Origin of the sequence: Frisingicoccus caecimuris, assembly GCF_004340975.1 — a bacterium.
GTDB classification, from domain to species: Bacteria; Bacillota; Clostridia; order Lachnospirales; family Lachnospiraceae; genus Frisingicoccus; species Frisingicoccus caecimuris.
In genome coordinates this window covers 142,366-167,292 of the sequence record NZ_SLXA01000002.1, presented here as the reverse complement: position 1 = coordinate 167,292, position 24,927 = coordinate 142,366, and the positions used below count along the sequence as shown (strand labels likewise).

General features: G+C 45.5%; 24 protein-coding genes. All 24 read left to right on the top strand.

Annotated features, from left to right (window positions below):
- Positions 1-257 precede the first annotated feature (257 nt).
- The 24 genes from aspS to EV212_RS03090 all read left to right on the top strand — a co-directional run bounded on the left by aspS (position 258) and on the right by EV212_RS03090 (position 24,780).
- On the top strand, positions 258-2,003 hold the full coding sequence (gene aspS, locus EV212_RS03205; RefSeq protein ID WP_132088786.1) for an aspartate--tRNA ligase: 1,746 nt from the start codon (positions 258-260) through the stop codon (positions 2,001-2,003).
- Between the two features lie 182 nt (positions 2,004-2,185).
- On the top strand, positions 2,186-3,535 hold the full coding sequence (locus tag EV212_RS03200) for an MATE family efflux transporter (protein ID WP_132089266.1): 1,350 nt from the start codon (positions 2,186-2,188) through the stop codon (positions 3,533-3,535).
- A gap of 16 nt (positions 3,536-3,551) precedes the next feature.
- Entirely contained in the window at positions 3,552-4,415 is an 864-nt protein-coding gene (locus EV212_RS03195; protein ID WP_132088783.1) for a DegV family protein, read from the top strand.
- 36 nt (positions 4,416-4,451) lie between these two features.
- Entirely contained in the window at positions 4,452-5,117 is a 666-nt protein-coding gene (locus tag EV212_RS03190; protein WP_132088780.1) for a YkgJ family cysteine cluster protein, read from the top strand.
- 127 nt (positions 5,118-5,244) lie between these two features.
- On the top strand, positions 5,245-6,240 hold the full coding sequence (locus EV212_RS03185; RefSeq protein WP_132088777.1) for a helix-turn-helix transcriptional regulator: 996 nt from the start codon (positions 5,245-5,247) through the stop codon (positions 6,238-6,240).
- A gap of 15 nt (positions 6,241-6,255) precedes the next feature.
- Positions 6,256-7,143: a 3-hydroxyacyl-CoA dehydrogenase family protein gene (locus EV212_RS03180; protein ID WP_132088774.1), complete on the top strand. Its 888-nt coding sequence runs from the start codon at positions 6,256-6,258 to the stop codon at positions 7,141-7,143.
- Between the two features lie 22 nt (positions 7,144-7,165).
- Complete coding sequence (locus EV212_RS03175; protein ID WP_132088770.1) at positions 7,166-8,446, top strand: dihydroorotase; 1,281 nt, start codon at positions 7,166-7,168, stop codon at positions 8,444-8,446.
- On the top strand, positions 8,430-9,728 hold the full coding sequence (locus tag EV212_RS03170; RefSeq protein ID WP_132089263.1) for a redoxin family protein: 1,299 nt from the start codon (positions 8,430-8,432) through the stop codon (positions 9,726-9,728). Before EV212_RS03175 ends, EV212_RS03170 begins: the two co-directional genes overlap by 17 nt.
- Positions 9,729-9,999: 271 nt before the next feature.
- Positions 10,000-10,857, top strand: coding sequence for a Rossmann-like and DUF2520 domain-containing protein (locus EV212_RS03165; protein ID WP_132088767.1), 858 nt, complete (start codon positions 10,000-10,002; stop codon positions 10,855-10,857).
- Positions 10,854-11,681: a 3-methyl-2-oxobutanoate hydroxymethyltransferase gene (panB, locus tag EV212_RS03160; protein ID WP_132088764.1), complete on the top strand. Its 828-nt coding sequence runs from the start codon at positions 10,854-10,856 to the stop codon at positions 11,679-11,681. The genes EV212_RS03165 and panB overlap by 4 nt, the downstream gene beginning before the upstream one ends.
- A gap of 12 nt (positions 11,682-11,693) precedes the next feature.
- Positions 11,694-12,536, top strand: coding sequence for a pantoate--beta-alanine ligase (gene panC, locus EV212_RS03155; protein ID WP_132088761.1), 843 nt, complete (start codon positions 11,694-11,696; stop codon positions 12,534-12,536).
- A gap of 6 nt (positions 12,537-12,542) precedes the next feature.
- Positions 12,543-12,944 (top strand): aspartate 1-decarboxylase, encoded by a 402-nt coding sequence (gene panD, locus EV212_RS03150; protein ID WP_132088758.1) that lies wholly within the window; start codon positions 12,543-12,545, stop codon positions 12,942-12,944.
- Positions 12,945-14,171, top strand: a complete 1,227-nt coding sequence (coaBC, locus tag EV212_RS03145; protein ID WP_132088756.1) for a bifunctional phosphopantothenoylcysteine decarboxylase/phosphopantothenate--cysteine ligase CoaBC — start codon at positions 12,945-12,947, stop codon at positions 14,169-14,171.
- Positions 14,168-14,944: a type III pantothenate kinase gene (locus EV212_RS03140; protein WP_132088753.1), complete on the top strand. Its 777-nt coding sequence runs from the start codon at positions 14,168-14,170 to the stop codon at positions 14,942-14,944. The genes coaBC and EV212_RS03140 overlap by 4 nt, the downstream gene beginning before the upstream one ends.
- A 152-nt stretch (positions 14,945-15,096) precedes the next feature.
- Positions 15,097-15,942: a MurR/RpiR family transcriptional regulator gene (locus EV212_RS03135; RefSeq protein WP_132088750.1), complete on the top strand. Its 846-nt coding sequence runs from the start codon at positions 15,097-15,099 to the stop codon at positions 15,940-15,942.
- 74 nt (positions 15,943-16,016) lie between these two features.
- Entirely contained in the window at positions 16,017-16,646 is a 630-nt protein-coding gene (locus EV212_RS03130; RefSeq protein WP_132088747.1) for a cytidylate kinase-like family protein, read from the top strand.
- Positions 16,612-17,970: an MATE family efflux transporter gene (locus EV212_RS03125; protein WP_132088744.1), complete on the top strand. Its 1,359-nt coding sequence runs from the start codon at positions 16,612-16,614 to the stop codon at positions 17,968-17,970. Before EV212_RS03130 ends, EV212_RS03125 begins: the two co-directional genes overlap by 35 nt.
- 43 nt (positions 17,971-18,013) lie before the next feature.
- Entirely contained in the window at positions 18,014-18,919 is a 906-nt protein-coding gene (locus EV212_RS03120) for a radical SAM protein (RefSeq protein ID WP_132088742.1), read from the top strand.
- Between the two features lie 14 nt (positions 18,920-18,933).
- Positions 18,934-19,530, top strand: coding sequence for a phosphatase PAP2 family protein (locus tag EV212_RS03115; protein ID WP_132088739.1), 597 nt, complete (start codon positions 18,934-18,936; stop codon positions 19,528-19,530).
- Positions 19,523-20,926 (top strand): AI-2E family transporter, encoded by a 1,404-nt coding sequence (locus EV212_RS03110; protein ID WP_165873279.1) that lies wholly within the window; start codon positions 19,523-19,525, stop codon positions 20,924-20,926. Before EV212_RS03115 ends, EV212_RS03110 begins: the two co-directional genes overlap by 8 nt.
- A complete protein-coding gene (locus tag EV212_RS03105; protein ID WP_132088734.1) occupies positions 20,919-21,623 on the top strand; it encodes an AzlC family ABC transporter permease in 705 nt (234 codons plus the stop codon). Before EV212_RS03110 ends, EV212_RS03105 begins: the two co-directional genes overlap by 8 nt.
- Positions 21,620-21,952 (top strand): branched-chain amino acid transporter permease, encoded by a 333-nt coding sequence (locus EV212_RS03100; RefSeq protein WP_279221977.1) that lies wholly within the window; start codon positions 21,620-21,622, stop codon positions 21,950-21,952. Before EV212_RS03105 ends, EV212_RS03100 begins: the two co-directional genes overlap by 4 nt.
- Before the next feature lie 67 nt (positions 21,953-22,019).
- Positions 22,020-22,481 (top strand): acyl-CoA thioesterase, encoded by a 462-nt coding sequence (locus EV212_RS03095; protein WP_257591913.1) that lies wholly within the window; start codon positions 22,020-22,022, stop codon positions 22,479-22,481.
- A gap of 13 nt (positions 22,482-22,494) precedes the next feature.
- Positions 22,495-24,780 (top strand): hydratase, encoded by a 2,286-nt coding sequence (locus EV212_RS03090; protein ID WP_132088728.1) that lies wholly within the window; start codon positions 22,495-22,497, stop codon positions 24,778-24,780.
- The last annotated feature ends 147 nt before the right edge of the window (positions 24,781-24,927 follow it).

Genomic DNA, 24,927 nt, shown 5'->3' with positions numbered 1-24,927 from the left:
ATGAGCAGTTTTTTTGTTCTATAGGAAACTTTGTTACCTGTACAACAAAACGCTCCGCGAGATGCGCACGATGTGCAGAAGAAGGCCTCTTTAGCAGCCGCGCATCGGCGCGCAAAACGGAGCAAGTCCCTCAAGGATTAAGGGAGATAGGCATTTCGAGGCGGACTTGTCCGCTTTGGTCTTTGTGAGAATCGGCTCCACACAGTCCTTTTTTGAACACATTCCAACAACGAACAGAGCAGAAAGGAAGAAGGAAAATGTCAAACGTATATCGCAGCAAAACAATGGATCAGGTAAGTGAAAGTGACATCGGTACAGAAGTGAAATTGGCCGGGTGGGTTGAAAATATCCGTGATCATGGCGGCGTATCTTTTGTAGATTTAAGGGATATGTATGGAGTTGTTCAGGTGGTTTTCAGAAATACGGATTTATTTAAAGGTATCCGTAAAGAGCAGTGCCTTTCCGTAGAAGGCGTGATCACAGAGCGGGATGAGGAAACCTATAATCCAAAGATCGCAACGGGAACAATCGAACTGGAAGTTCACAAGGTGGATATTCTGGGTAAGGTTTACCGGGATTTACCCTTTGAAATTACGACATCGAAGGATATTCGGGAAGATGTCCGCTTGAAATATCGTTATCTTGATTTAAGAAATCAGAAAGTGAAGGAGAATATTTTATTCCGATCCAAAGTCATCCGTTTCCTTAGGAACAAGATGGAGGATATGGGCTTTACAGAAATTCAGACGCCGATTCTCTGTGCATCTTCTCCGGAAGGTGCCAGAGACTATATTGTTCCGTCCCGTGTCCATAAAGGGAAATTTTACGCTCTGCCTCAGGCACCACAGCAGTATAAACAGCTTTTGATGACGGCCGGATTTGATAAATATTATCAGATTGCGCCCTGTTTTCGTGACGAGGATGCCCGGGCTGACCGTTCTCCGGGAGAATTTTACCAATTAGATTTTGAGATGAGTTTTGCTACGCAGGAGGATGTATTTAAGGTTGGCGAAGAAGTTCTTGCTGAGACTTTCAAAACCTTTGCACCGGAAGGGTGTGCGGTGACAGAAGCGCCGTTTCCGGTCATTAGTTATAAGCAGGCCATGCTGGAATTTGGTACGGATAAACCGGACCTTCGCAATCCGCTGCGGATTATCGATGTAACAGAATTTTTCCAGAGATGTACTTTCAAGCCGTTTCATAAAAAAACAGTTCGGGCTATTCGGGTTCATGGGGATTTGTCGAAAGGCTTCCATGAAAAGCTTTTGAAGTTTGCTCAGGAAATGGGTATGAGCGGTCTCGGATATCTGGAAGTTCTTGAAGATTTGAGTTATAAAGGACCGATTGATAAGTTTATTCCGGAGAAAATGAAAAAAGAACTGGCTGAAATTGCCGGTCTGTCTGCCGGTGATACGATTTTCTTTATTGCGGCAGCGGAAAAGCTGGCCTGCAAATATGCGGGACAGATTCGGGATGAGCTTGGCAGGCGGATGAATCTGTTGGAGGAAAATGCCTATCGTTTCTGTTACATTAATGATTTTCCAATGTATGAAGTCAATGAGGAGACGAAGGAAATCGGTTTTACGCATAATCCATTTTCTATGCCTCAGGGAGGGCTGGAAGCTTTGAAGACAAAAGATCCTCTGGATATTCTGGCTTACCAATATGATATTGTCTGCAATGGCGTGGAATTGTCCTCTGGCGCTGTGCGGAATCACGACATTGAAATTATGGTAAAAGCTTTTGAAATTGCGGGTTATGATGAAGAAACCCTGAAAGAAAAATTTGGTGCTCTTTACAATGCCTTCCAGTTCGGTGCTCCGCCGCATGCAGGAATGGCTCCGGGGGTTGACCGAATGATCATGCTGCTCCGTAACGAAGAAAATATTCGCGAGGTCATTGCCTTCCCGATGAACAGCAATGCCCAGGATTTAATGTGCAGTGCACCGAATGAGGTGACGGAAAAGCAGCTCCGGGAAGCCCATATTAAAGTAAGAGATTAAAAAGAAATAAAAAGCAGAATGAGAACCGGAATGTCACTGAGAACCGGTTCTCATTTTTTAAAATAAGCGGATGACAGGTTGAATTAAAAGTGCTATCATAGAGACTGTAGCCTTTAATCGGGCATTAAATGAAAGTAGGAAGATGATCTATTGTGGAAGAAAAACAGGAAAAAAGATTTGAGATGGATATGTGCAGCGGTCCGATCATGAAAAAGATGCTGATGTTTGCCATACCGCTGGTCTGTTCCAGTGTTCTTCAGCTGTTATTTAATGCGGCAGATATAGTTGTCGTAGGCCGTTTTGCAGGAGATAATTCACTGGCAGCGGTAGGTTCGAATACGGCTTTGATCAATTTGCTGACAAATTTATTTATCGGTTTATCGGTTGGCGTCAATGTTTTGACCGGCCTCTGTTATGGAGCAAAACAGGAAAAGGATCTGACAGAAACGGTACATACGGCCATGCTTTTGAGCTTGTTCAGTGGTCTGTTTCTGATGGTGGGCGGAATTATCAGCGCTCATGTACTTTTAAATTGGATGCAGGCGCCTCAGGAGGTCATCGGTCTGGCAACGCTCTATCTTCGAATTTATTTTGTCGGAATGCCGGCAGTTATGGTCTATAACTTTGGCAGTGCGATTTTGAGAGCAGTGGGAGATACGCGTCGGCCGTTGTTTTATCTGACCGGAGCAGGAATTATTAATGTAATTCTAAATCTGTTTTTTGTTGTTGTCTGTCGTCTGGATGTGGCGGGAGTTGCTCTGGCTACGGTAATCTCTGAGACAGTGTCCGGAGGTCTTGTGTTTCGATGTCTTATGAAGGAAAAGGGTGGTATTCATCTCGTTCCTTCAAAACTTCATATTTATAAAGATAAGCTGCAGAAAATTTTAAGAATCGGTTTGCCGGCCGGGTTTCAGGGGGTTGTGTTTGCGTTGTCCAATGTATTGATTCAATCATCTGTCAATATTTTTGGTGCAACGATCGTTGCCGGGAATTCGGCAGCAGCGAATATTGAAGGTTTTGTTTATGTGTCCATGAATGCTTTTCATCAGGCAACGATTTCGTTTACGAGCCAGAACATGGGTGCAGGCAGGTACGAACGAGTCAATCGTATTCTTTTTTGCGGACAGATCTGTGCCATTGTGGCAGGGCTCGTTTTAGGCAATGCCTGTGTTATTTTTGGAAATCCATTACTTGGTGTATATTCATCCAGTCCGGAAGTCATTCAGGCCGGCCTTGTCCGGCTGAGAGTTATAGCTGCAACCTATGCACTTTGTGGGATGATGGATGTCATGGTTGGAAGTCTGCGGGGAATTGGCTATTCCATTATGCCGATGATCGTGTCGACGATCGGAGCCTGCGGTCTTCGTATTCTTTGGTTGGCAACCATTTTTCAAATGCCGGAGTTTCATAATATACAGATGGTGTATTATTCTTATCCGGTCACATGGATCGTCACATTTGTTGCCCATGTCATATGCTTTATATGGGCCAGAAGGCGGATTGGAAAACGAGTTCAGCCGGCAGCAGTATAATTAGGAGGGATGGGGAATGAAAACAGCGGTTGTGACAGACAGCAACAGCGGTATCACGGCAGGAATGGGTAAAAAAATTGGCGCATTTGTTGTGCCTATGCCAGTGATGATTGATGGAAAAACATATTATGAAGGTGTGAATCTGACCCAGGAAGCATTTTTTCAAAGTCAGATGAGCGGCGGTGATATTACCACATCTCAGCCGTCACCGGGAGATGTGATGGATCTGTGGGGGCAGGTCCTGGCGGATGGCTATGATGAGCTTGTCTATATTCCGATGTCGAGTGGTCTGAGTAATTCCTGTGCCAGTGCCATGATATTAGCTGAGGATTATGATGGTAAGGTTCAGGTCGTTGATAATCATCGCATTTCTGTTACTCAGTATGCGTCTGTGTTAGATGCCATAAAGCTGGCCAATGAGGGGAAAAATGCGCTTGAGATAAAAAAAGCTTTAGAGGAAGCGGCTTATGATGCAAGTATTTATATAGCAGTGGATACACTGGAATTTTTAAGAAAGGGCGGACGAATCACTCCGGCGGCGGCGGCCATCGGCAGTGTCCTCAATATAAAACCGATTCTTTCGATTCAGGGTGATCGATTGGATGCTTACGCAAAGGCTCGCGGGATAAAACGCTGTCGGGCTAAGCTGATCGAAGCTCTGAAAAATGATTTTAAAGAACGTCTGGATGGAGCCGATATGTCGAAGGTTCGGGTGGGAACTGCTGGGTCCTTCCGGAGAGCAGAGGATGCAGAAGCCTGGCGTCAGGAAGTGGCTGATGCTTTTCCGGGATTTGACGTGGTGTATGGTAATCTGGGATGTAGTATTGCTTCTCATACCGGACCGGAGGCCAGAGGTATCGGATTCTATAAGGTATTGTGATATTTCCGAAAATGTTGGTTAAACGAGGGACGAGATATGAAAAGATATGTGAATATGGCGGATATTTCCGATGGAAGATATTACAGTTCCGGGGATATGATAAAAGCCGGGTGCATCGGTTGCGGAAGCTGTTGCCGGGGAATGGGCAGGAGTATTCTCCTTGACCCTCTGGATATAGTTCGGCTGGTGACCCGGCTTGGCTCTACCTTTGAAGAACTGTTGAAGGATAAGATTGAACTGAATGTGGCGGATGGTATTATTCTGCCGAATCTGAAAATGACGGAAACATCCGACTGCTGCGCGTTTTTGGACGAACAAAATCGCTGTGAGATCCATGATATCCGGCCGGGAATCTGTCGGCTGTTTCCACTGGGACGATACTATGAACAGGATAGCTTTACATATTTTCTTCAGGTTCATGAATGTAAAAATTCTCATCCAACGAAAGTGAAGATTAAAAAATGGCTGGAGGAACCGGAACTCAAACGGCAGGAAGCTTATATCAGCCGTTGGCATTATTTCCTGAAAGATATTGAGCAACGACTGGATGCAAAAAATGATGATAGCTTGCGCCGCCAGGTAAGTCTCTATATCTTACAGAATTTTTATATGAAAGCCTTTCCGGCGAACGGGGATTTTTATGAATTGTTCGAAGCACGTGTAGAGGAAGCGGAACGGGTGCTTCATGGTATTATGACGTGATAATTAAAGGTCTTAAAAGAATGAGATGTTCTTTTAAGACCTTTTGGCTTTTAAATGATTTATAAAAGCATTGTCCTTTTTATAGGACATTGATATAATTGTCTGGAATGGAGAGGTTAGAGACGATATGGCAAAGTTACAGAATCAGAAGATAAAGATTTTATATCTGATGCGGTTTTTTCTTGAGCGCAGTGATGAAAAACATCCGTTGACCATGGCAGATTTGATGGCAGAATTGGGGCGTAATGGTATTCAGGCGGAAAGAAAAAGTATCTATGCCGATATTGAGACGCTGAGAACTTTCGGGATGGATATTATTCTCCGGAAGGATGCTCCGGCCGGATACTATCTGGGAAAAAGGGATTTTGAACTGCCGGAACTAAAGTTATTGGTCGATACGGTGCAGGCATCAAAATTTATTACGGCAAAGAAATCCGGTGAGCTGATTCAAAAACTTGAAGGGCTGGCAAGCCACTATGAAGCCCGTCAACTCCAGCGTCAGGTCTATGTGGCAAATCGGATTAAGACGATGAATGAAAGTATCTATTATAATGTAGATAAAATTCATAATGCCATTTCGGAGAATGTAAAGATTCGGTTTCAATATTATGAGTGGACCGTGCCGAAGGGGATGAAGCTGCGGAGGGACGGGGCTTTTTATTGTATTAGTCCCTGGGTACTGACCTGGGATGATGAAAATTATTACCTGTTGGGTTTTGACGAGGAAGCAGGAATGGTCAAACATTACCGGGTAGATAAGATGTTGGGTATCGAGATGACAAAGGAGTCCAGACTTGGCCGGGAGCATTTTGATGATTTTGATACGGCTGTATTTTCCAAAAAAATTTTCGGGATGTTTGGCGGCGAAGAGCAGGATGTAAAGATACGGTTTGAGAATCGATTGATTGGAGTAGTCATCGACCGTTTCGGAAAGGATGTTACTATTCGTCCGGTTGGAGAAAGTCATTTTGATATTCGAGTCCGGATTGTTGTAAGCCATCCCTTTTTTGGCTGGCTTTCCGGACTTGGTGCCGGGGCGAAAATTTTATCACCGGAAAATGTGGCTGAAGAGTATCAGGAATTTTTATGTGAGATACTGAATCAGTACGGGAGAGAAACATGAATGGGAGGATATGCAATGAAGAGAATTGGAATCTGCGGCACGGGTCTGATGGGGGCCACCATGGCTCAGATATTTGCAGAAAAAGGGTATGAAACACGAATTTACGGGCGGACAGAAGCATCTCTGGAACGGGGGAAAAAGATAATCACTTTGGACGAGGGAGTGCCGCTGTATTATACGACCCGGTTGGAAGATTTGGGAAAATGTGATATCATTATCGAATCTATTGTGGAAAATCTGGCGGTGAAGCAGGAATTTTTTGAGCGCTTATCGAAAATTGTCGGGGCGGAAACGATTCTGGCAACGAATACGTCTGGTCTGTCTATAAATCGAATCGGTGAGCGGGTTCATGGGAAGGAGCGGTTTCTCGGAATGCACTGGTTTAACCCATCGAACCTGATCCCTTTGATAGAGATTATCTGTAACGATAAAACAGAGCAGAAATATGTGGATGAGGTTTATGCACTGGCCAAAGCCATTGATAAGAAGCCGGTTATTTGCCGTCAGGATGTTCCCGGATTCATTGCCAACCGGGTTCAGTTCGCTGTTTTAAGAGAATGTATGGATATTGTCGAAAAGGGAATAGCGACGGCGGAGGATGTGGATGCAGTGATGAAATATGGTCTTGGTTTTCGATATGCAGCTTATGGGCCTTTTGAGGTGGCAGATTTTGGCGGTCTGGATACCTTTTATCATATATCCGAATATTTAAATGCGGATTTGTGTGATGTTAAAGAGCCCCAAGGGATCATTCGCAATCTATATGAGCAGGGCTTTTATGGCGTAAAAAATGGACGGGGTTTCTATGATTATAGTAATGGAAAGGGCGAAGAAGCTGTAAAAATTCGAAACAGGAAATTTAAAGATATGAAAGATTGTCTTGATAAATGGGAAGAATATTAAAAGAAATGCAGGAGGAGCAGGGATGTTATGGATTAAAAACGGGCGTTTGGTAGATCCAAAAAGCCAGACAGATAAAATATGTGATATTTGTATCGAAAGGGACCGGATCGCGGGAATTATACCGCCGGGCAGTGCCGAGCAAAAGCATCGGGAAGCGGATGAAATCATCGATGCGGCGGGCCTGATCGTAGCTCCGGGTTTGATCGATGTGCATGTACATTTCAGAGAACCGGGATTTACCTATAAAGAGGATGTGGCAACAGGAGCGGCGGCTGCGGCTGCCGGCGGCTATACGACGGTCATCTGTATGGCCAACACAAAACCAGTGGTGGACAATGAAGAAACCCTGACTTATCTTCGGGAGCGGGCGGCCGGAATGCCAATCCATGTATTAAATACGGCGGCCATCACGAAAGGCTTTGGCGGTACGGAGCTGACCGATATGATCAGTTTAAAAGCGTTGGGGGCTGTTGGATTTACTGATGATGGGGTACCGATCAAAGATACGTCGATCGTTATGGAGGCAATGAAGATGGCGAAGGCGCTGGATGTACCTCTGAGTTTTCATGAGGAGGACCCGGCGCTCATCGGAAGCTTTGGCGTCAATCAGGGACCGGTATCGACAGCAGTCGGCGTGGAAGGTGCGCCGGCAGTCGCTGAGGATGTACTCGTTGCCAGAGATTGTGCATTGGCTTTAAGTACGGGTGCTTCTATTGATATTCAACATATCAGCAGCGGTACGTCTGTGGCTATTGTCCGTGCCATGAAAGCTCTTGGAAAAAATATTCATGCCGAAGCGACACCTCAACATTTTTCGTTGACGGAAGAGGCAGTTTTGGCTAAGGGGACCCTTGCCAAAGTCAATCCTCCGATTCGTACCGAGGAAGACCGTCAGGAGATTATTCATGGATTGATGGACGATACCATTGATTTTATTGCGACGGATCATGCGCCTCACAGTGGGGAGGAGAAGGCACGGGATATGAAGAATGCGCCAAGTGGAATGATCGGTCTGGAAACAGCGCTGGCTCTTGGTATTACCCATTTGGTGAAACCGGGGTATTTAAGTCTTTCTCATTTCCTTGAGAAGCTGACCACAAACCCGGCGAATCTTTATCACCTGGATGCGGGCTACGTGGCTGTGGGAGGCAAAGCCGATCTGGTCATTTTTGATGAAAATGAAACCTGGACCGTCGGTGAGCATTTTGCATCGAAAGCGTCCAATTCGCCATTTATCGGGGAAAGGCTCCAGGGTAAGGTTAAATTTACGATTTGTGACGGGAAAATTGTTTATGAATATTGAAACAGGAATACCTTTTATCACAGTATTTATACAGGGCTTACTCAGCTTTTTTTCACCGTGCATCTTACCGTTGGTGCCGTTATATATCAGTTATCTGGCCGGCGGTATGTACCGGACCGATGAGCATGGGAAAGTTTACTATCCAAGAAAAAAGGTACTGATTCATACCTTGTTTTTCATTTTGGGCATCGGTTTTGCTTTTATTCTGTTGGGCCTTGGCTTCACAGCCATCGGAAGATTTTTCAGCGGCAATAAGGTCTGGTTCACTCGAATCGGCGGTCTCATCATGATTGGCCTTGGTTTGTATCAGTTGGGGGTTTTTGGAAAGTCCCGGTCGATGGAACAGACCCGTCGTCTGCCTTTTACTATGGAAGGAAAGACTTTTGGACCGCTTATGGCGCTGCTTCTCGGTTTTACCTTCAGTTTCGCATGGACGCCTTGTGTCGGTCCGGTGCTGGCCAGTGTGCTGCTCATGGCTTCTTCCGCGGGAACAGCGGTGTCCGGATTTGCATTGATTGGCGTCTATATGGCAGGCTTCGTTCTGCCTTTTCTTGCTGTGGGCATCTTTGCGGGAACGGCGCTGGATTTCTTTAACCGGAAACGTCAGGCAATTCAATATACGGTTAAAATCGGCGGCATTCTTCTCATCCTTATGGGGGTGATGACGATGACCGGGTGGATGAATGGTCTCACGGGATATTTGTCCGGCTTTGGAACGGACCGTCCGAAGAGAGCAGCGGCTGCGGAAACGGGCGAAGCGGCAGAGGAGACAGAGGCACCGGCGGATACAGTCCATGAAACGAAAGCTGCCGGAAAAGAGACGGTGGCGGCACCGGATTTTACACTGACGGACCAGTTTGGAAATGTCCATACCCTGTCCGAATATAAAGGGAAGACTATATTCCTGAATTTCTGGGCCACATGGTGCGGACCATGTCGGATGGAAATGCCATATATCCAGAAAGTTTATGAAGATTACGGAGGCAACAGAGGGGATATAATCATCCTTGGCGTAGCCAATCCGAAAACAGAGGCCCATCCGAACAACAGCGATGGAACTCAGGAAGAAATAGAAAGCTTTTTGACCGAGAACGGCTATACCTATCCGGTAGCCATGGATTTGGACGGAAGCGTTTTTGCTGCCTATGGCATTCAGGCTTTTCCAACCACATTTATGATTGATAAAAATGGAAATGTTTATGGATATGCGCCGGGCGGTCTCAGCGAAGATATGGTGCGGAGCATTATTCAGCAGACCATTGACAGCGTAGAAAATAATTGATATTTGTAGTGGTTTTTTTAACTTTACACAGAGTTAAAATATGGTATAATGGTTGCGGATAGTATTCCTCAGGAAACTATACCGTGACACGCGGAGCCTGACGGAGCGTGCCCCATGCGAAGCATATGACATGAGGGGGGCCCTGTGGGTATAACGTGATTGAAAGCTTGTTTGCAAATCCTGGATTTAAGTCTTTGAATCCGTAATGGAACTTATATCGTGAGCGAATGGGATTCCGTGGGAGCATCACCTTGGAAAGAAGGTGGTCAGGATGAGAATAGGATTTGTTGGTGCAGGAAAAGTTGGCTTTACTCTGGGAAAATACATGTCGGAACGCAACGTGTGTGTATCCGGATACTATAGCAGAAGTGAAGAGTCAGCCAGACAGGCATCTGTTTTTACACATACAAAGTATTACGAGACACTTGAAGATTTGATTGGGTCGAGTGATGCTCTCTTTTTGACGGTTCCTGACGGGGCCATTGAAGATGTATGGAATTCTATAAAACGATATTCTTTGACAGGCAAGTTTATTTGTCACTGTAGCGGCGTGATGACGAGCGCCGTATTTTCTGAGATTAACCAGATGGGAGCATTTGGTTATTCTATCCATCCTTTGTTTGCGATTCACAGCAGATCGCAATCGTATCAGGAAATTTCTCAAGCTTATTTTACAATTGAAGGACCGGAAGCACATATCGGTTTCTGGAAAGATTTTTTTGAAAATCTGGGGAATCCTGTGCGCATCATTCAGGCAGAGCAGAAGGCACTTTATCACGGAGCCGCTGTCTTTGCGAGTAATCTGGTCACAGGTCTGTTTGAAACAGGGGTCAATTTATTGATGGACTGTGGATTTGACAGAGAGAGCGGGGAAGCGGCGCTCAAGCCGTTATTTCTCCACAATTGTCAGTCGGTAGCCCGCGTAGGGACGGCGGCCGCTCTGACAGGACCGGTGGAGCGGGCGGATGAAAAGACCATCCGAAAGCATTTAAATGTACTGCCTCCGGAAGAAAAAGAAATTTATATACGATTGTCGGAAGTGTTGACAGATATCGCAAAACGGAAACATCCGGAACGGGATTACAGCAGTTTATCCCAAATATTTGAAAGGAATGGAGAAGTAAGATGAAAAACACAGTTGCAACTTTTAGAAAGGCAAAGGAAGATGGAAAGAAGCTGTCCATGCTGACAGCCTATGATTATTCAACGGCAAGTCTGTTGGATGCGGCCGGAATTAACGGCATTCTTGTTGGCGACTCATTGGGAAATGTGATTCTTGGTTACGAGGATACGATTTCTGTGACTATGGAGGATATGATTCATCATGGCGCGGCAGTCGCCAGAGGCGCAAAGAATGCCCTCGTTGTTGTGGATATGCCTTTTATGTCTTATCAGGGCTCCGTCTACGATGCGTTGAAAAATGCAGGACGTCTGATGAAAGAGGGGCGTGCCAATGCAGTGAAACTGGAAGGCGGCGTTGAGGTCGTGCCTCAGATTGAAGCCATCGTTCAGGCGGGAATTCCGGTGATGGGCCATCTGGGACTGACACCTCAGTCAATCAATGCCTTTGGCGGATATAAAGTTCAGGGAAAAGATGAAGCGGCGGCCCAGAAACTTTTGGATGATGCAAAAGCGATTGCCGAAGCCGGTGTATTTGCCATTGTTCTGGAATGTGTACCGTCTGCCCTGGCGAAAAAAGTGACAGAAGCTGTTCCGGTGCCGACCATTGGTATCGGTGCAGGGGCAGACTGCGACGGACAGATTCTCGTATATCAGGATATGCTTGGTATGTTCTCTGATTTTACACCGAAATTTGTTAAACGTTATGCCAATATCGGCGAAGCTATGAAAGCCGCCTTTAAAGGCTATATCGATGAAGTCGGCGAAGGCGCTTTCCCAACGGCGGAACATGGATATGGCATTTCAAATGAAGTCATTCAGAAGTTATACTAGGAGGCAGCTGTGATGCAGATAGAAAAAACAGTGGTCGGCGTGAAAGCGCAGGTCAGAGCATGGAAAAAAGAAGGCTTGAGCGTCGGCCTGGTACCGACGATGGGATATCTTCACGAAGGTCATAAAAGTCTGATCGAACGTGCGGTAAAGGAAAATGATAAGGTGGTTGTCAGCGTTTTTGTTAATCCAACCCAGTTTGGACCGACAGAGGATCTGGAGAGCTATCCGAGAGACTTAAATGCCGATCGTATTCTCTGTGAAGAGGCGGGGGCAGCGCTTATTTTTGCACCGGAAGCTTCGGAAATGTATGCGGAGAATTTTACGACCTATGTGAACACAAGCGGTGTGACGGCGGAGCTTTGTGGAAAAAGCCGTCCGATTCATTTTCGAGGCGTGTGTACGGTCGTTAATAAACTTTTTAATATTGCCACACCGGACAGAGCCTATTTTGGCGAGAAGGATGCACAGCAGCTGGCGGTCATCCGACGGATGGTCCGGGATTTAAATATGAATGTGGAGATTGTCGGCTGTCCGATCATACGTGAGACCGACGGACTGGCAAAGAGTTCCAGAAATACTTATCTGTCTCCGGAAGAGCGGCAGGCAGCCTTGGTTCTGAGTCGGGCCATCAAAGTAGGAAAAGCCATGGTTCAATCCGGTGAAAAAGACGGTGAGAAGGTGCTTGATGAAATGAAACGCATCATTTCCCAGGAGCCGCTGGCCCGGATTGATTATGTGGAAATGGTCAAATGGGATACCATCGAAATTCATCACAGGGTAGACGGCCCGATACTGGTAGCCATTGCCGTATTTATTGGAAAGACACGGTTGATCGATAATTTTATACAGGAGTAGACAGATATGATAATGACAATGTTAAAAGGAAAGATTCACCGGGCAACGGTGGTTCAGGCAGAACTGGATTATGTGGGAAGTATTACGATCGATGAATCGCTGATGGAAGCTTCGGGCATTTGTGAGTATGAACAGGTACAGATTGTAGATATTAATAACGGACAGCGGTTTGAGACCTATGTCATTGCCGGAGAGCGGAACAGCGGAATGATTTGTCTGAATGGTGCGGCCGCCCGTATGGTTCAGGTAGGCGATAAGATTATTATTATGTGCTATGCGGGCATGTCATCGGAAGAGATGAACGGATATGCACCGAAAGTTGTGTTTGTAGACGATGAGAATAAGGTAAAACGAATTACCTGTTATGAAAAGCACGGACTTTTGTCCGAAATGGATGAGGTGAAATAAATGCTGGAGGGAAAGACAGTCGTACTCGGTGTGACCGGAAGTATTGCAGCCTATAAGATTGCGGGACTGGCCAGCCGTCTCGTAAAGCAGCATGCGGACGTACATGTGATCATGAGCAAAAATGCGACAAATTTTATCCATCCGACCACATTTGAGTCTTTAACAGGCAACAAATGTATGGTGGATACTTTTGACCGGAATTTTCAGTTTAATATTGCCCATGTGTCTCTGGCAAGCCGGGCGGATGTCATGCTCGTGGCTCCGGCTTCTGCCAATATTATCGCAAAGATGGCTTTCGGTATTGCCGATGATATGCTGAGTACGACAGCATTGGCCATGACCTGTCCGGTGATCGTTTCGCCGGCTATGAATGTCAATATGTTCCACAATCCGGTCGTTCAGGATAATCTGATCCGTCTGTCTCGTTATGGAAAAATCATCATCCCGCCGGAAAATGGGTATTTGGCCTGTGGTACGACAGGAGACGGGAAAATGCCTTCGGAAGATGTACTTTTTGAATATATTGTCCGTCAGATTGCCTGCGAAAAGGATTTGGCAGGACGAAAGATTCTGGTCACTGCGGGACCGACCCGGGAACCGTTGGACCCGGTGCGTTTTCTTACCAATCATTCTACAGGAAAGATGGGATATGCCATTGCCCGACAGGCCATGCTGCGGGGCGCCGAGGTGACGTTGGTCAGCGGTCCGACAGAGCTTACACCGCCGCCTTTTGTCAGGGTGGTCCCGGTCATTCGCGCGGCAGATATGTTTGAGGCCGTAAAGGAACGGTGGGAGAGTCAGGATATAATTATCAAGGCGGCAGCGGTGGCAGATTATACGCCGGTGCAGACGGCGGAGGATAAGATTAAGAAAAAAGACAGTGATATGACGCTGACCTTGGAAAGAACCCGGGATATTCTTGCATGGCTTGGACAACATAAAAAAGAACATCAGGTGCTTTGCGGCTTTTCAATGGAGACCCGGGATGTGCTGGAGAATTCCGCTGCAAAACTGGAAAAGAAAAATGCAGATATGATCGCGGCAAACTGTTTGAAAGAAAACGGCGCCGGATTTGGAACAGATACAAATCATCTCAGTCTTATCAGTAGAAATGGGATTGAGGATCTGCCGATGTTGTCGAAAGAGGCAGCGGCGGACAGGCTTCTGGATGCATTGAAAATTTTGCTGGAAGATAGAAAGACCGGGAAAGGAGGAGACGACCAGTGATCGCAGCAGTAGATATCGGAAATTCCAATATTGTGATCGGCCTGATGGATGAAGCAAGACAGGTCTGCTTTTCCGGAAGGATACGAAGCGACCGCCAAAAGACGAAAGAGGAATTTATGATCGAGTTAAAGACCCTCCTGGAAATCTATCATGTGACCCTGGAGGGAGTTCAGGGGATCATCATATCTTCGGTCGTTCCTGGTCTGACCGATGTGGTCCGGGAAGGTCTGAGCCTTATGACCGGATTAACGCCATTGGTTGTCGGACACGGTATACGCACCGGTATTCGGATTGCGACGGATCATCCGGCTAGTCTGGGGTCCGATCTGGTAGTGGACGCGGTAGCGGCCACTGAGGAGTATCCGGGGACCATCGCTATATTTGATATGGGAACAGCGACGACCTGTTCGGTGGTGGATGGACGGCGGTCTTATCTGGGGACCCTCATTATGCCGGGAGTCAAGATTTCTCAGGATGCTCTGACAGAGCGGACGTCCCAATTGCCTTATATCCGTTTTGAAAAACCAAAGCATATGATCGGAAAGAATACGATAGAAAGTATGCAGAGCGGATTAATCTATGGAAATGCAGCGATGGTAGATGGCTTGATCGAGCGGATTGAGGATGAGCTTGGCTGCGAGATCACGGTGCTGGCAACCGGCGGCATTGCCGGAGTGATCGTGCCCCATTGCCGGAAGAAGATTATTTACGATCCGGATTTGCTTTTAAAGGGCCTGTGGTATATTTACCATAAAAACGTCAAAGAAAATTGAGTTACAGAGCAGGGATGTTCGATGACCTCGGCAGAGTCGTCGGCCATCCCTTTTTCTGTAGTGTTTTCAAAGTAAATTCATAAACGCCAAATTGACACCCTATGTATTAAATGATACAATTTAATCGTATATCTGAGAGGGGGACATTTGGAATGTCGGGTTTTTTAACAAATCTCAATCAGCATTTCGATTCTTTTACCCATTCCCAAAAACTGACGGCCAATTATTTAACGGATCATATGACAGAGTTTGCTTTTAGCACGCTGGAAGGGCTTTCGGAAAAAATAAATGTCAGTACGACGACGATTATCCGTTTCTCCAGAGTATTGGGATATAAAGGCTTTTCTGAAATGCAGAGAGATATTCAGGCGGAATTAAAACAAAAAGAATCCCTGCCGGGACGGCTGGCCGACATGCCGTCGATTTCAGATAATCATTTATTGAGTGAATCCTTTGAAAATGATATGAAAAATATCCGTAAGACGCTGGAAGTCCAGAATGATGCCGATTTAAAGAAAGCAATCGAGATTATTTCCAGTGCAAATAATATTTATGTTCTCGGCATGCGCAGTTCCTTTGCAGTGGCCCATTATATGGCGTCTCAGCTTGGAGAGATTAAAAAGCATGTCAATCTGATTCAGTCTATAGGAATGATCTATCCGGAGGAGATTGTCGGGGCCGGAGAAGACGATGTGTGTATTGCCTATTTATTTCCAAGGTATTCTAAGGTTGCGGCAACCATGATTTCGTGGCTGCGGGAACATGGTGCCAGGGTTGTACTCATTACCAGTATGAATTATGGCGCGGTGAGCAGTTATGGTGATGTGATTCTGCCTTGTGCCATCTCTAGTGTGACTTATAAGAATTCCTTTGCAGCACCACTGTGTCTGACCAATTATTTGATCGCAGCGCTGGCAAAACAAAATTATGATGAAGCCAAAGAGGTACTGTCACGTACCGAATCCATACTGGCTCAGGGATATTATCTAGGCATATAATATTTAAAAACAGAAAATTTGGGGCCGTGGTTAAAAAATCATGGCTCCTGTGATTTAAAGAGGAGGCAATTGTTATGAAACATTTTGTAATTACGATCAGCAGGGAATATGGTTCAGGAGGACGTTTGATCGGTCAGGCACTGGCAGAACGTCTGGGGATTGATTTTTATGATAAGGAAATTATCAATATGTTAATGGAAGAGAGTGGATTTACCCGGGAAACGGTGGAGGAATGGCAGGAGAAGAAAACATCCAGTTTTCTCTACAATCTCTATATGTCCACACAGGAGCGGCCCCTTTCCGACCAGATTTATCTGGCAAAGACCAAGGTGGTTAACCAATTGGCGGATAAAAGTTCCTGTGTCATTGTGGGTAACTGCGGTGATTACATTTTGAGGGACAGGGATGATGTGCTGAGCTTTTTTATATATGCACCGCTTGAAGAACGTATGGAACGGGTGCGTACAGTTTACGGGGAGAATCCGGATAATATGCCGAACTACGTGAAGAAGCGGGATAAACAGAGGAGTGACTACTACAATCACTTTACGATGAATCGTTTTGGTGATTACCATAACTTTGACGCCTGTATGAATACAAGTGTCGGTCTGGACTTAACAACAGATATTTTAGAGAACACGATCAGAGGAGTTTTTGGAGGAGCGGAAGATGCAGCAAGGAGAGGAAACGATACAGGAAAATAAAATGGGGACCATGCCGGTCAACCGATTGTTGATCACCATGTCGATACCAATGATCATATCTATGCTCGTGCAGGCATTATACAATGTGGTGGACAGCGTATTTGTATCTCAGATTAATGAAAATGCTTTAACGGCCGTTTCAATGGCCTTTCCTATCCAAAATTTAATGATAGCCGTGGCAGTCGGTACGGGAGTCGGTACGAACGCACTCCTGTCCCGGAGTCTCGGTGAGAAAAATCAGGACATGGCCAATAAGGCCGCCAATAACAGTGTGTTTCTGGCCTGTGCCAGTTATGTTATTTTCCTTATTTTAGGTTTGACCAGTTCGGAACTTTTTTACAGGCTTCAGACGGACATTCCGGAGATCATCAACTATGGAAGAGAGTATGTATTCTTTGTCTGTGTTTTGTCTTTTGGTCTGTTTTTGCAGGTGGCCTTTGATCGGCTGCTTCAGGCGACAGGACGGACATTTTATACCATGTTTACCCAGGGGTCCGGGGCGATCATCAATATTATTCTGGATCCGATTCTGATTTTTGGCTGGTTTGGCTTTCCGAGGATGGAAGTGACCGGTGCGGCTCTGGCAACGGTCATCGGCCAGATTATTGCCATGATAATCAGTGCGGTCATGAATGTGACTAAGAATGCGGATATTCAGTTGAAATTTAAAACGATGCGGCCGGATAAAGAGGTTTTCGGACGAATTTATTCTGTGGGTCTGCCATCGATTGTCATGAGCAGTATTGCATCGGTCATGACTTTCTGTATGAATAAGATACTCATGTCCTTTTCGTCGACAGCGACAGCCGTATTTGGTGTTTACTTTAAATTACAGAGTTTTGTATTTATGCCTGTATTTGGATTAAATAACGGAATGGTGCCAATTATTGCATTTAATTATGGTGCAAAGCAGAAGCAGCGTATTATGAAAACGATGAAGCTGGCTATGATGTATGCTTTTGGAATGATGCTGATCGGTCTGGTTATATTCCAGCTTTGTTCATCCATGCTTCTGGAGATGTTTAATGCTTCAGATGCTATGCTTTCTATCGGGGTCCCGGCACTGCGGATCATCAGTATTAGCTTTCTTTTTGCTGCGTTCAGTATTATTAGTATTTCTATGCTCCAGGCTTTGGGCCATGGTATTTATAGTATGCTTATTTCGGTTGGCCGTCAGCTGATCGTTTTGATTCCGGTGGCTTATCTGCTTTCAAAAACGGGCAATTTAAATCTGGTATGGCTGGCATTTCCGCTGGCAGAAATTATGGCGATTTCACTAAGCAGCGTTTTTTTGCGCAAAGTTTTGAAATCCTTAGACTTTTAAAAATATCCCTGAAAATTGGGGAAAAGAGGATGGCGGAAGGCAAATGAATTGGAAAAAATGGTATCGGGAATGTGCATTGTGTCCCAGAGAGTGTGGTGTGAATCGTCTGGAAGGCCGGAGGGGCTTTTGCGGACAGACGGCGGGACTGAAAGTTGCCAGAGCAGCTCTTCATATGTGGGAAGAGCCTTGCATTTCCGGAACGAGAGGTTCGGGAACTGTCTTTTTTACGGGCTGTCATCTGGGCTGTGTTTTTTGCCAGAATGGACAGATTTCCAGAGGCGGTGCCGGAAAAGAAATATCGATCATACGACTGGCCCATATTTTTATGGAATTGCAGGAAAAAGGTGCTCACAATATTAATCTGGTGACACCCACTCATTTTGTACCGCAGATTATCGAAGCGCTTCGCATCAGTAAAAAAATGGGGCTTGTGCTTCCTGTCGTCTACAATACAGGTGGTTTTGAAAAAGTGGATACACTGGAATTGCTGGACGGATGGGTGGACGTTTATCTGACAGATTTTAAATTTATGGATGTGCACTTGTCAAAGCGATATGCCCATGAGGAGGGGTATTCCTTTTATGCTGCAAAGGCCCTGGAAGAAATGTATCGACAGACCGGGCCGTCGGCTTTTGACGAGAATGGAATGATGACGAAGGGAATCATTGTCCGGCATATGGTACTTCCAGGACAGTCGATGGATTCCAGGCAGATCATTGATTATCTTTATGAAAATTACGGGGATGAAATTTATCTCAGTCTGATGAATCAGTACACGCCGTCGGGATCTCTTGAAAAGTATCCTGAACTGAAAAAACGAGTAAAACGTCAGGTTTATGAACGGCTGATTCAATATACGATCCGAAAAGGCGTAGAAAACGCTTTCATACAGGAAGGCGATACGGCGAAGGAGAGTTTTATCCCGGACTTTGATGGTGAAGGTGTTTAGAAAAAGGAGGCTGTATGGCAGAATATATTACGCAAATCGATTATTTGATTTTAATGTTTATACAGGAACATCTGCGGTTTGACTGGCTGACCGGGCCGACAGTGTTTATCAGTCATCTTGGAAATTCCGGGTTGTTCTGGATTTTGCTGTGTCTGATTCTTCTCGTTTTTAAACAGACCCGGAAGATGGGAATTTGCGGTCTTCTGGCCCTGCTGATCGGAGCGCTGATCACCAATGTGGCATTGAAAAATATGATTGCCAGGATACGTCCCTATGAGCAGTTTCCTGACATTATTCTGTTATTAGAGCGGCAGAAAGATTTTTCCTTTCCTTCAGGGCATGCCTGCAGTTCTTTTGCGGCGGCCTGTGCTCTTTACTGGACATCGGAACAAAAAAAACGGCTGGTCGGGGTATTGTCCCTAATACTGGCCGTGTTGATTGCCTGGTCAAGACTCTATGTGGGGGTACATTTTCCAACGGATGTTCTGTGTGGGGTGATGATCGGTATATTCAGCGGCTGGACAGTCTGGCAGATTATCAAAAAGATATCGGACAGACATCCTGTAGGAATTGAGAATAGCAGCGTGAAAGAAGATGGTGAAAATGGCTGAAAAAAACACAGAAGAAAAAAAAGAAAATGTTGAAAAGCTGTCAATTCGGGGCATGATTCGACAGGCGACAGTTTATCTGTTTGTTCTTGCTGTAAGTATTATTTTTATATTTATTCTTTTTAAATGGTCGGAAATCCATAAGGCTTTCGGGGGATTAATAAAGATTTTAGCACCGGTCATTGCCGGATTGGTCATCGCCTATATTCTTCTTCCGGTCGTTGATTTTGTGGAACGGCGGCTGTTAAAAATCGAATGGGCCATGCATGGGAAAACTCCGAATCGGATGAAAAAAATAGTTCGGGGAATTTCTGTGGCCTGTGCCATGGCTTTTGCCCTTGGGATCATCTTTATCTTAGGTTACATGGTCCTGCCCCAATTAGCAGCCAGTATTGCACAGATTATCATGCGTTTTCCGTCTTATACGCGGCAGGTGACGGATTGGTTTGAAAGTTTGCAGTATGACGGCCAGTTTTCTCAAGACCTTCAGGATATAATCAATCAGACAATGAATTATTTGCAGACATGGATGAAAGATGATTTCTATCCTCAGCTTCGGGCGGGAATCAATACATTCACCCTGAGCATTATGAATGTTCTCCAGTTTTTATATAACATTGTTATTGGTGCGATCATATCGATTTACGTGATGATGAGTACGAATACCTTTACCGGTCAGGCCAAAAAGATTGCCTATGCCGTATTAAAGCCGGATATAGCCAATTCATTGATTGAAGTGGTTCGGCACTGTAATCAGATTTTCGGCGGTTTTATAACGGGTAAGCTGATTGATTCGGCCATTATCGGTGTGGTATGTTTCATTGTGTTGAATCTGATCCATATGCCGTATGCCATGCTGGTCAGTGTGATCGTCGGCGTGACCAATGTCATTCCATTTTTCGGACCTTATATCGGCGCAATACCGAGTGTGATTCTGATCGGTCTGACCAATTTCAGGCAGGGAATCATTTTTCTTGTGTTTATTATTATTCTCCAACAGATTGATGGTAATATTCTCGGACCGAAGATTTTGGGAAATTCTACAGGACTTTCACCTTTCTGGGTTGTTTTCGCCATTCTGGTCGGCGGCGGCGTCTTTGGTTTCCCAGGCATGCTTCTCGGGGTGCCGGTATTTGCTGTCATTTATTATCTGATCAAAACCTTTGTTGAGTATGCACTGTATAAAAAGCGGATGCCGCTGGAAACTCAGAAATATATCCGGGCCGACGGCTACGACATAGAAACGGAAGAACTGATCTATAGTGATAATGCAGCCGAGACACGGAAAGAGCGTCGTGAACGGTACGGCAGCTATAAAAATGTCAGCATTGAACGGGATAAAAAAAGGGAAAAACAAAAAGCAAATGCGGCGGCGGAAAAGGATGGACAGGATGAGTAACACGAGTGACGAAAAGATAAAGGCTTTGAAAGCAGCTTTTCCGGGAACAATTCCGGTCATGACCGGATATATTTTTCTGGGAATGGCTTTCGGAATTTTATTGAATGCGAAGGGCTATGGTATCTTCTGGGCGTTGCTCATGAGCCTTTTTATATATGCCGGCTCCATGCAGTACGTGGTCATATCGCTTCTGGCCTCGGCCTTTAACCCCATCGCGGCTTTTATGATAACATTAATGGTCAATGCAAGACATTTATTTTATGGTTTATCCATGCTGGATAAATTTAAAAACACCGGGAAATTAAAGCCTTATTTGATTTTTGGACTGACAGACGAGACCTTTTCCATTCTCTGCGGGACCGAACCGGCGGCAGATGTATCCAGACCCTGGTATATGTTCTGGGTAACCCTGTTAGACCAGTTTTACTGGGTGGCAGGGAGCGCTGTTGGTTCCCTGCTTGGCTCGGTGTTATCTTTTAATACAAAGGGGTTGGATTTTGTGCTGACAGCCCTTTTTGTCGTTATTTTTGTCGGACAATGGCAGGAAACGGACAATCATATACCGGCTGCCATTGGTGTGGTCGTAACATTGCTTTGCCGGATATTTTTCGGCACCGGTTCTTTTTTAATTCCGGCGATGATCGGTATTTTGATCTGCCTTTCCCTGGCAGAGAAACAGAGGAGGGAAGTAGGGTGACAGCTTTGCAGGCGTTGATGACGATCGGGCTTTGCGTGTTTGGAACGATGCTGACCCGGTTTCTCCCATTTATTCTATTTCCTGAGAATAGAGAGACACCCAAATATATCCGGGAGCTTGGCAGAGTACTGCCCTATGCGGTCATTGGGCTTTTGATCGTCTATTGTTTGAAAGATGTAAATTTCCTTGGCGGCAGTCATGGAATACCCGAGCTGATTGCAGTGGTCTTTATCGTCATTGTACACACATGGAAGAAAAATGTACTTTTGAGTATTGCCGGAGGTACTTTACTCTACATGGTGCTTGTGCAATACATTTTTATCGGATAATTATTCAATTTTACTTTGACAGAGTAAAAAAGTATGCTAATATAAGTAAATGTCAGGAGTGAGAATCATGAGAGAGATCATCATTGAAGAGCAGGATGATAAAGAAGGCCTGGAGAGCCTTTATGTGCGTCGGGCCAATTACTATGAAACGGATAAGATGGGCATTATCCATCATTCCAACTATATTCGATGGTTTGAAGAAGCCAGACTTCACTATATGGAAGAGATGGGGTGGCCATTTACAAAGGTTGAGGCGATGGGAATCATCATTCCGGTACTCTCCGTGGACTGCCAGTATAAATCCATGGTTCGCTATGATGACATTGTGGATATTTACACAAAGATTACCAGATTCAGTGGTGTCAGGATGACGATTGGATATCGGGTGCTGGATTCAGAGACTGGAGAGCTTCGATGCACCGGAGAAACGACCCATTGTTTTTTGAATGGTGATTATAAACCGGTTCGTATGAAACGGGAATATCTGGAATTATATGAGGTATTTATGAGCCATGTGGCTGTAGAATAGGAGGACAAAGCGTATGAAATTATACGAAAACGGCGCATATCTCTTAAACGGTGTGGATATCGTGGAGGATGCCGGAGATGTGAAACAGATTCTTTTGGCAAAGACCGGGAAAGATGTTTCCAAAAAAGAAGCGGCAAAGAATACGATTGCTTATGAGATTCTGGAAGCCCACAATACTTCCGGAAATATGGAAAAACTGAAAATTAAATTTGACAAACTGACATCTCATGATATTACCTTTGTTGGTATTATTCAGACAGCCAGAGCGTCAGGCCTTGAGAAGTTTCCGGTGCCTTATGTACTTACCAATTGCCATAACAGCCTGTGTGCGGTGGGCGGTACCATAAATGAAGATGATCATATGTTTGGTCTGTCCTGTGCGAAAAAATACGGCGGAGTCTATGTACCGCCGCATCAGGCCGTGATTCACCAGTTTGCCAGAGAAATGCTGGCCGGCGGCGGTCGTATGATTCTCGGTTCGGACAGCCATACCCGTTATGGCGCTCTTGGTACGATGGCCATGGGCGAAGGCGGACCGGAACTCGTAAAACAGCTTTTGAATCAGACTTATGATATCAACATGCCGGGAGTTATCGGCGTATACTTAAAGGGTAAACCGATTCCGGGCGTTGGTCCGCAGGACGTGGCTCTGGCCATTATCGGTGCTGTATTTGACAATGGCTATGTAAAAAATAAGGTGATGGAATTTGTCGGACCTGGCGTATCCAACTTAAGCGCCGACTTCCGTATCGGTGTGGACGTTATGACGACAGAGACAACCTGTCTGTCTTCCATCTGGCGGACCGACAATGAAATCAAGGATTTCTATGAGATTCACAAACGTCCGGAAGATTATAAAGAATTAAATCCGGGAGCAGTGGCTTATTATGACGGTATGATTGAAATTGATTTAAGTGAAATCCGACCGATGATCGCTATGCCGTTCCATCCAAGCAATACCTATACGATTGACGAGTTAAACGCCAATCTGATGGATATTCTTGATGATTGTGAAAAGCGTGCCCTTGTGAGTCTTGACGGACAAGTGAACTTTAAGTTGAAAGATAAAGTCCGTAACGGACGTCTCTATGTGGAACAGGGAATTATCGCTGGCTGTGCCGGCGGCGGCTTTGAAAATATCTGTGATGCGGCCGATATTCTGAAAGGAGCCAGTATCGGACCAGACGAATTTACATTGAGCGTTTATCCGGCCAGTACGCCGATCTACATGGAACTGGTGAAGAATGGAGCGGTTGCAGCGTTGATGGCTACCGGCGCTATTGTTAAGACGGCTTTCTGCGGACCTTGTTTCGGAGCTGGCGATACACCGGCGAACAACGCATTAAGTATCCGTCACTCTACAAGAAACTTCCCGAATCGTGAAGGTTCTAAGATTCAGAATGGACAGATTTCTTCCGTTGCTCTGATGGATGCCCGTTCCATCGCCGCTACTGCAGCAAATAAGGGTTATCTGACGGCAGCTACGGATATTGATGCCAATTATACAAAACCAAAATATTTCTTTGATGAAACAATTTATAAGAACCGTGTATTCGACAGTCATGGTGTGGCAGACCCGGATGTGGAGATCAAACTGGGACCGAACATTAAGGACTGGCCGGCCATGTCGGCTCTTCCTCAGAATATGCTGTTAAAGGTTGTATCTGAGATACATGATCCGGTGACAACAACGGATGAGTTGATCCCATCCGGTGAGACTTCTTCCTTCCGTTCCAATCCACTGGGACTGGCAGAATTTACCCTGTCCAGAAAAGACCCGGCTTATGTAGGACGTGCGAAAGAGGTTCAGAAAGCTCAGAAGGCTATCGAAGCCAATACCTGCCCATTGGAAGTTCTGCCGGAGATGAAACCGGTCATGGAAAAAGTCCATACCAGATTCCCGGAAGCCGGCGAAGGCAATCTGGGGGTTGGAAGCACGATTTTTGCGGTAAAACCGGGTGACGGTTCGGCCCGCGAACAGGCTGCTTCCTGCCAGAAGGTTCTCGGCGGATGGGCCAATATCGCCAACGAATATGCGACAAAACGGTATCGATCCAATCTGATCAACTGGGGCATGCTGCCGTTTATCATTCCGGAAGGCGAACTGCCATTTACGAATGGTGATTATCTCTTCCTGCCGGATATCCGCAAGGCCGTAGAGGAAAAAGCAGATGAAATCACAGCTTACAAAGTTGGAGATGAGCTGACACCATTTATCATGACTTTGGGCGAGCTGACCGATGAAGAGAGGGAAATCATTCTTAAAGGCTGTCTCATCAACTATAATCGGGTTTCCTGATCTTGACAAAAAAGGGATTGACGCCTATCTGATTTTTGATTATAATCAACTTAATACGACGGAGTATTCCTAAAAAACGGGAATACTCCATTTTTTATGCGTAAAGGCTTTTGATACCGAAATCCTTAAAGCCAAAAACTCAGGAGG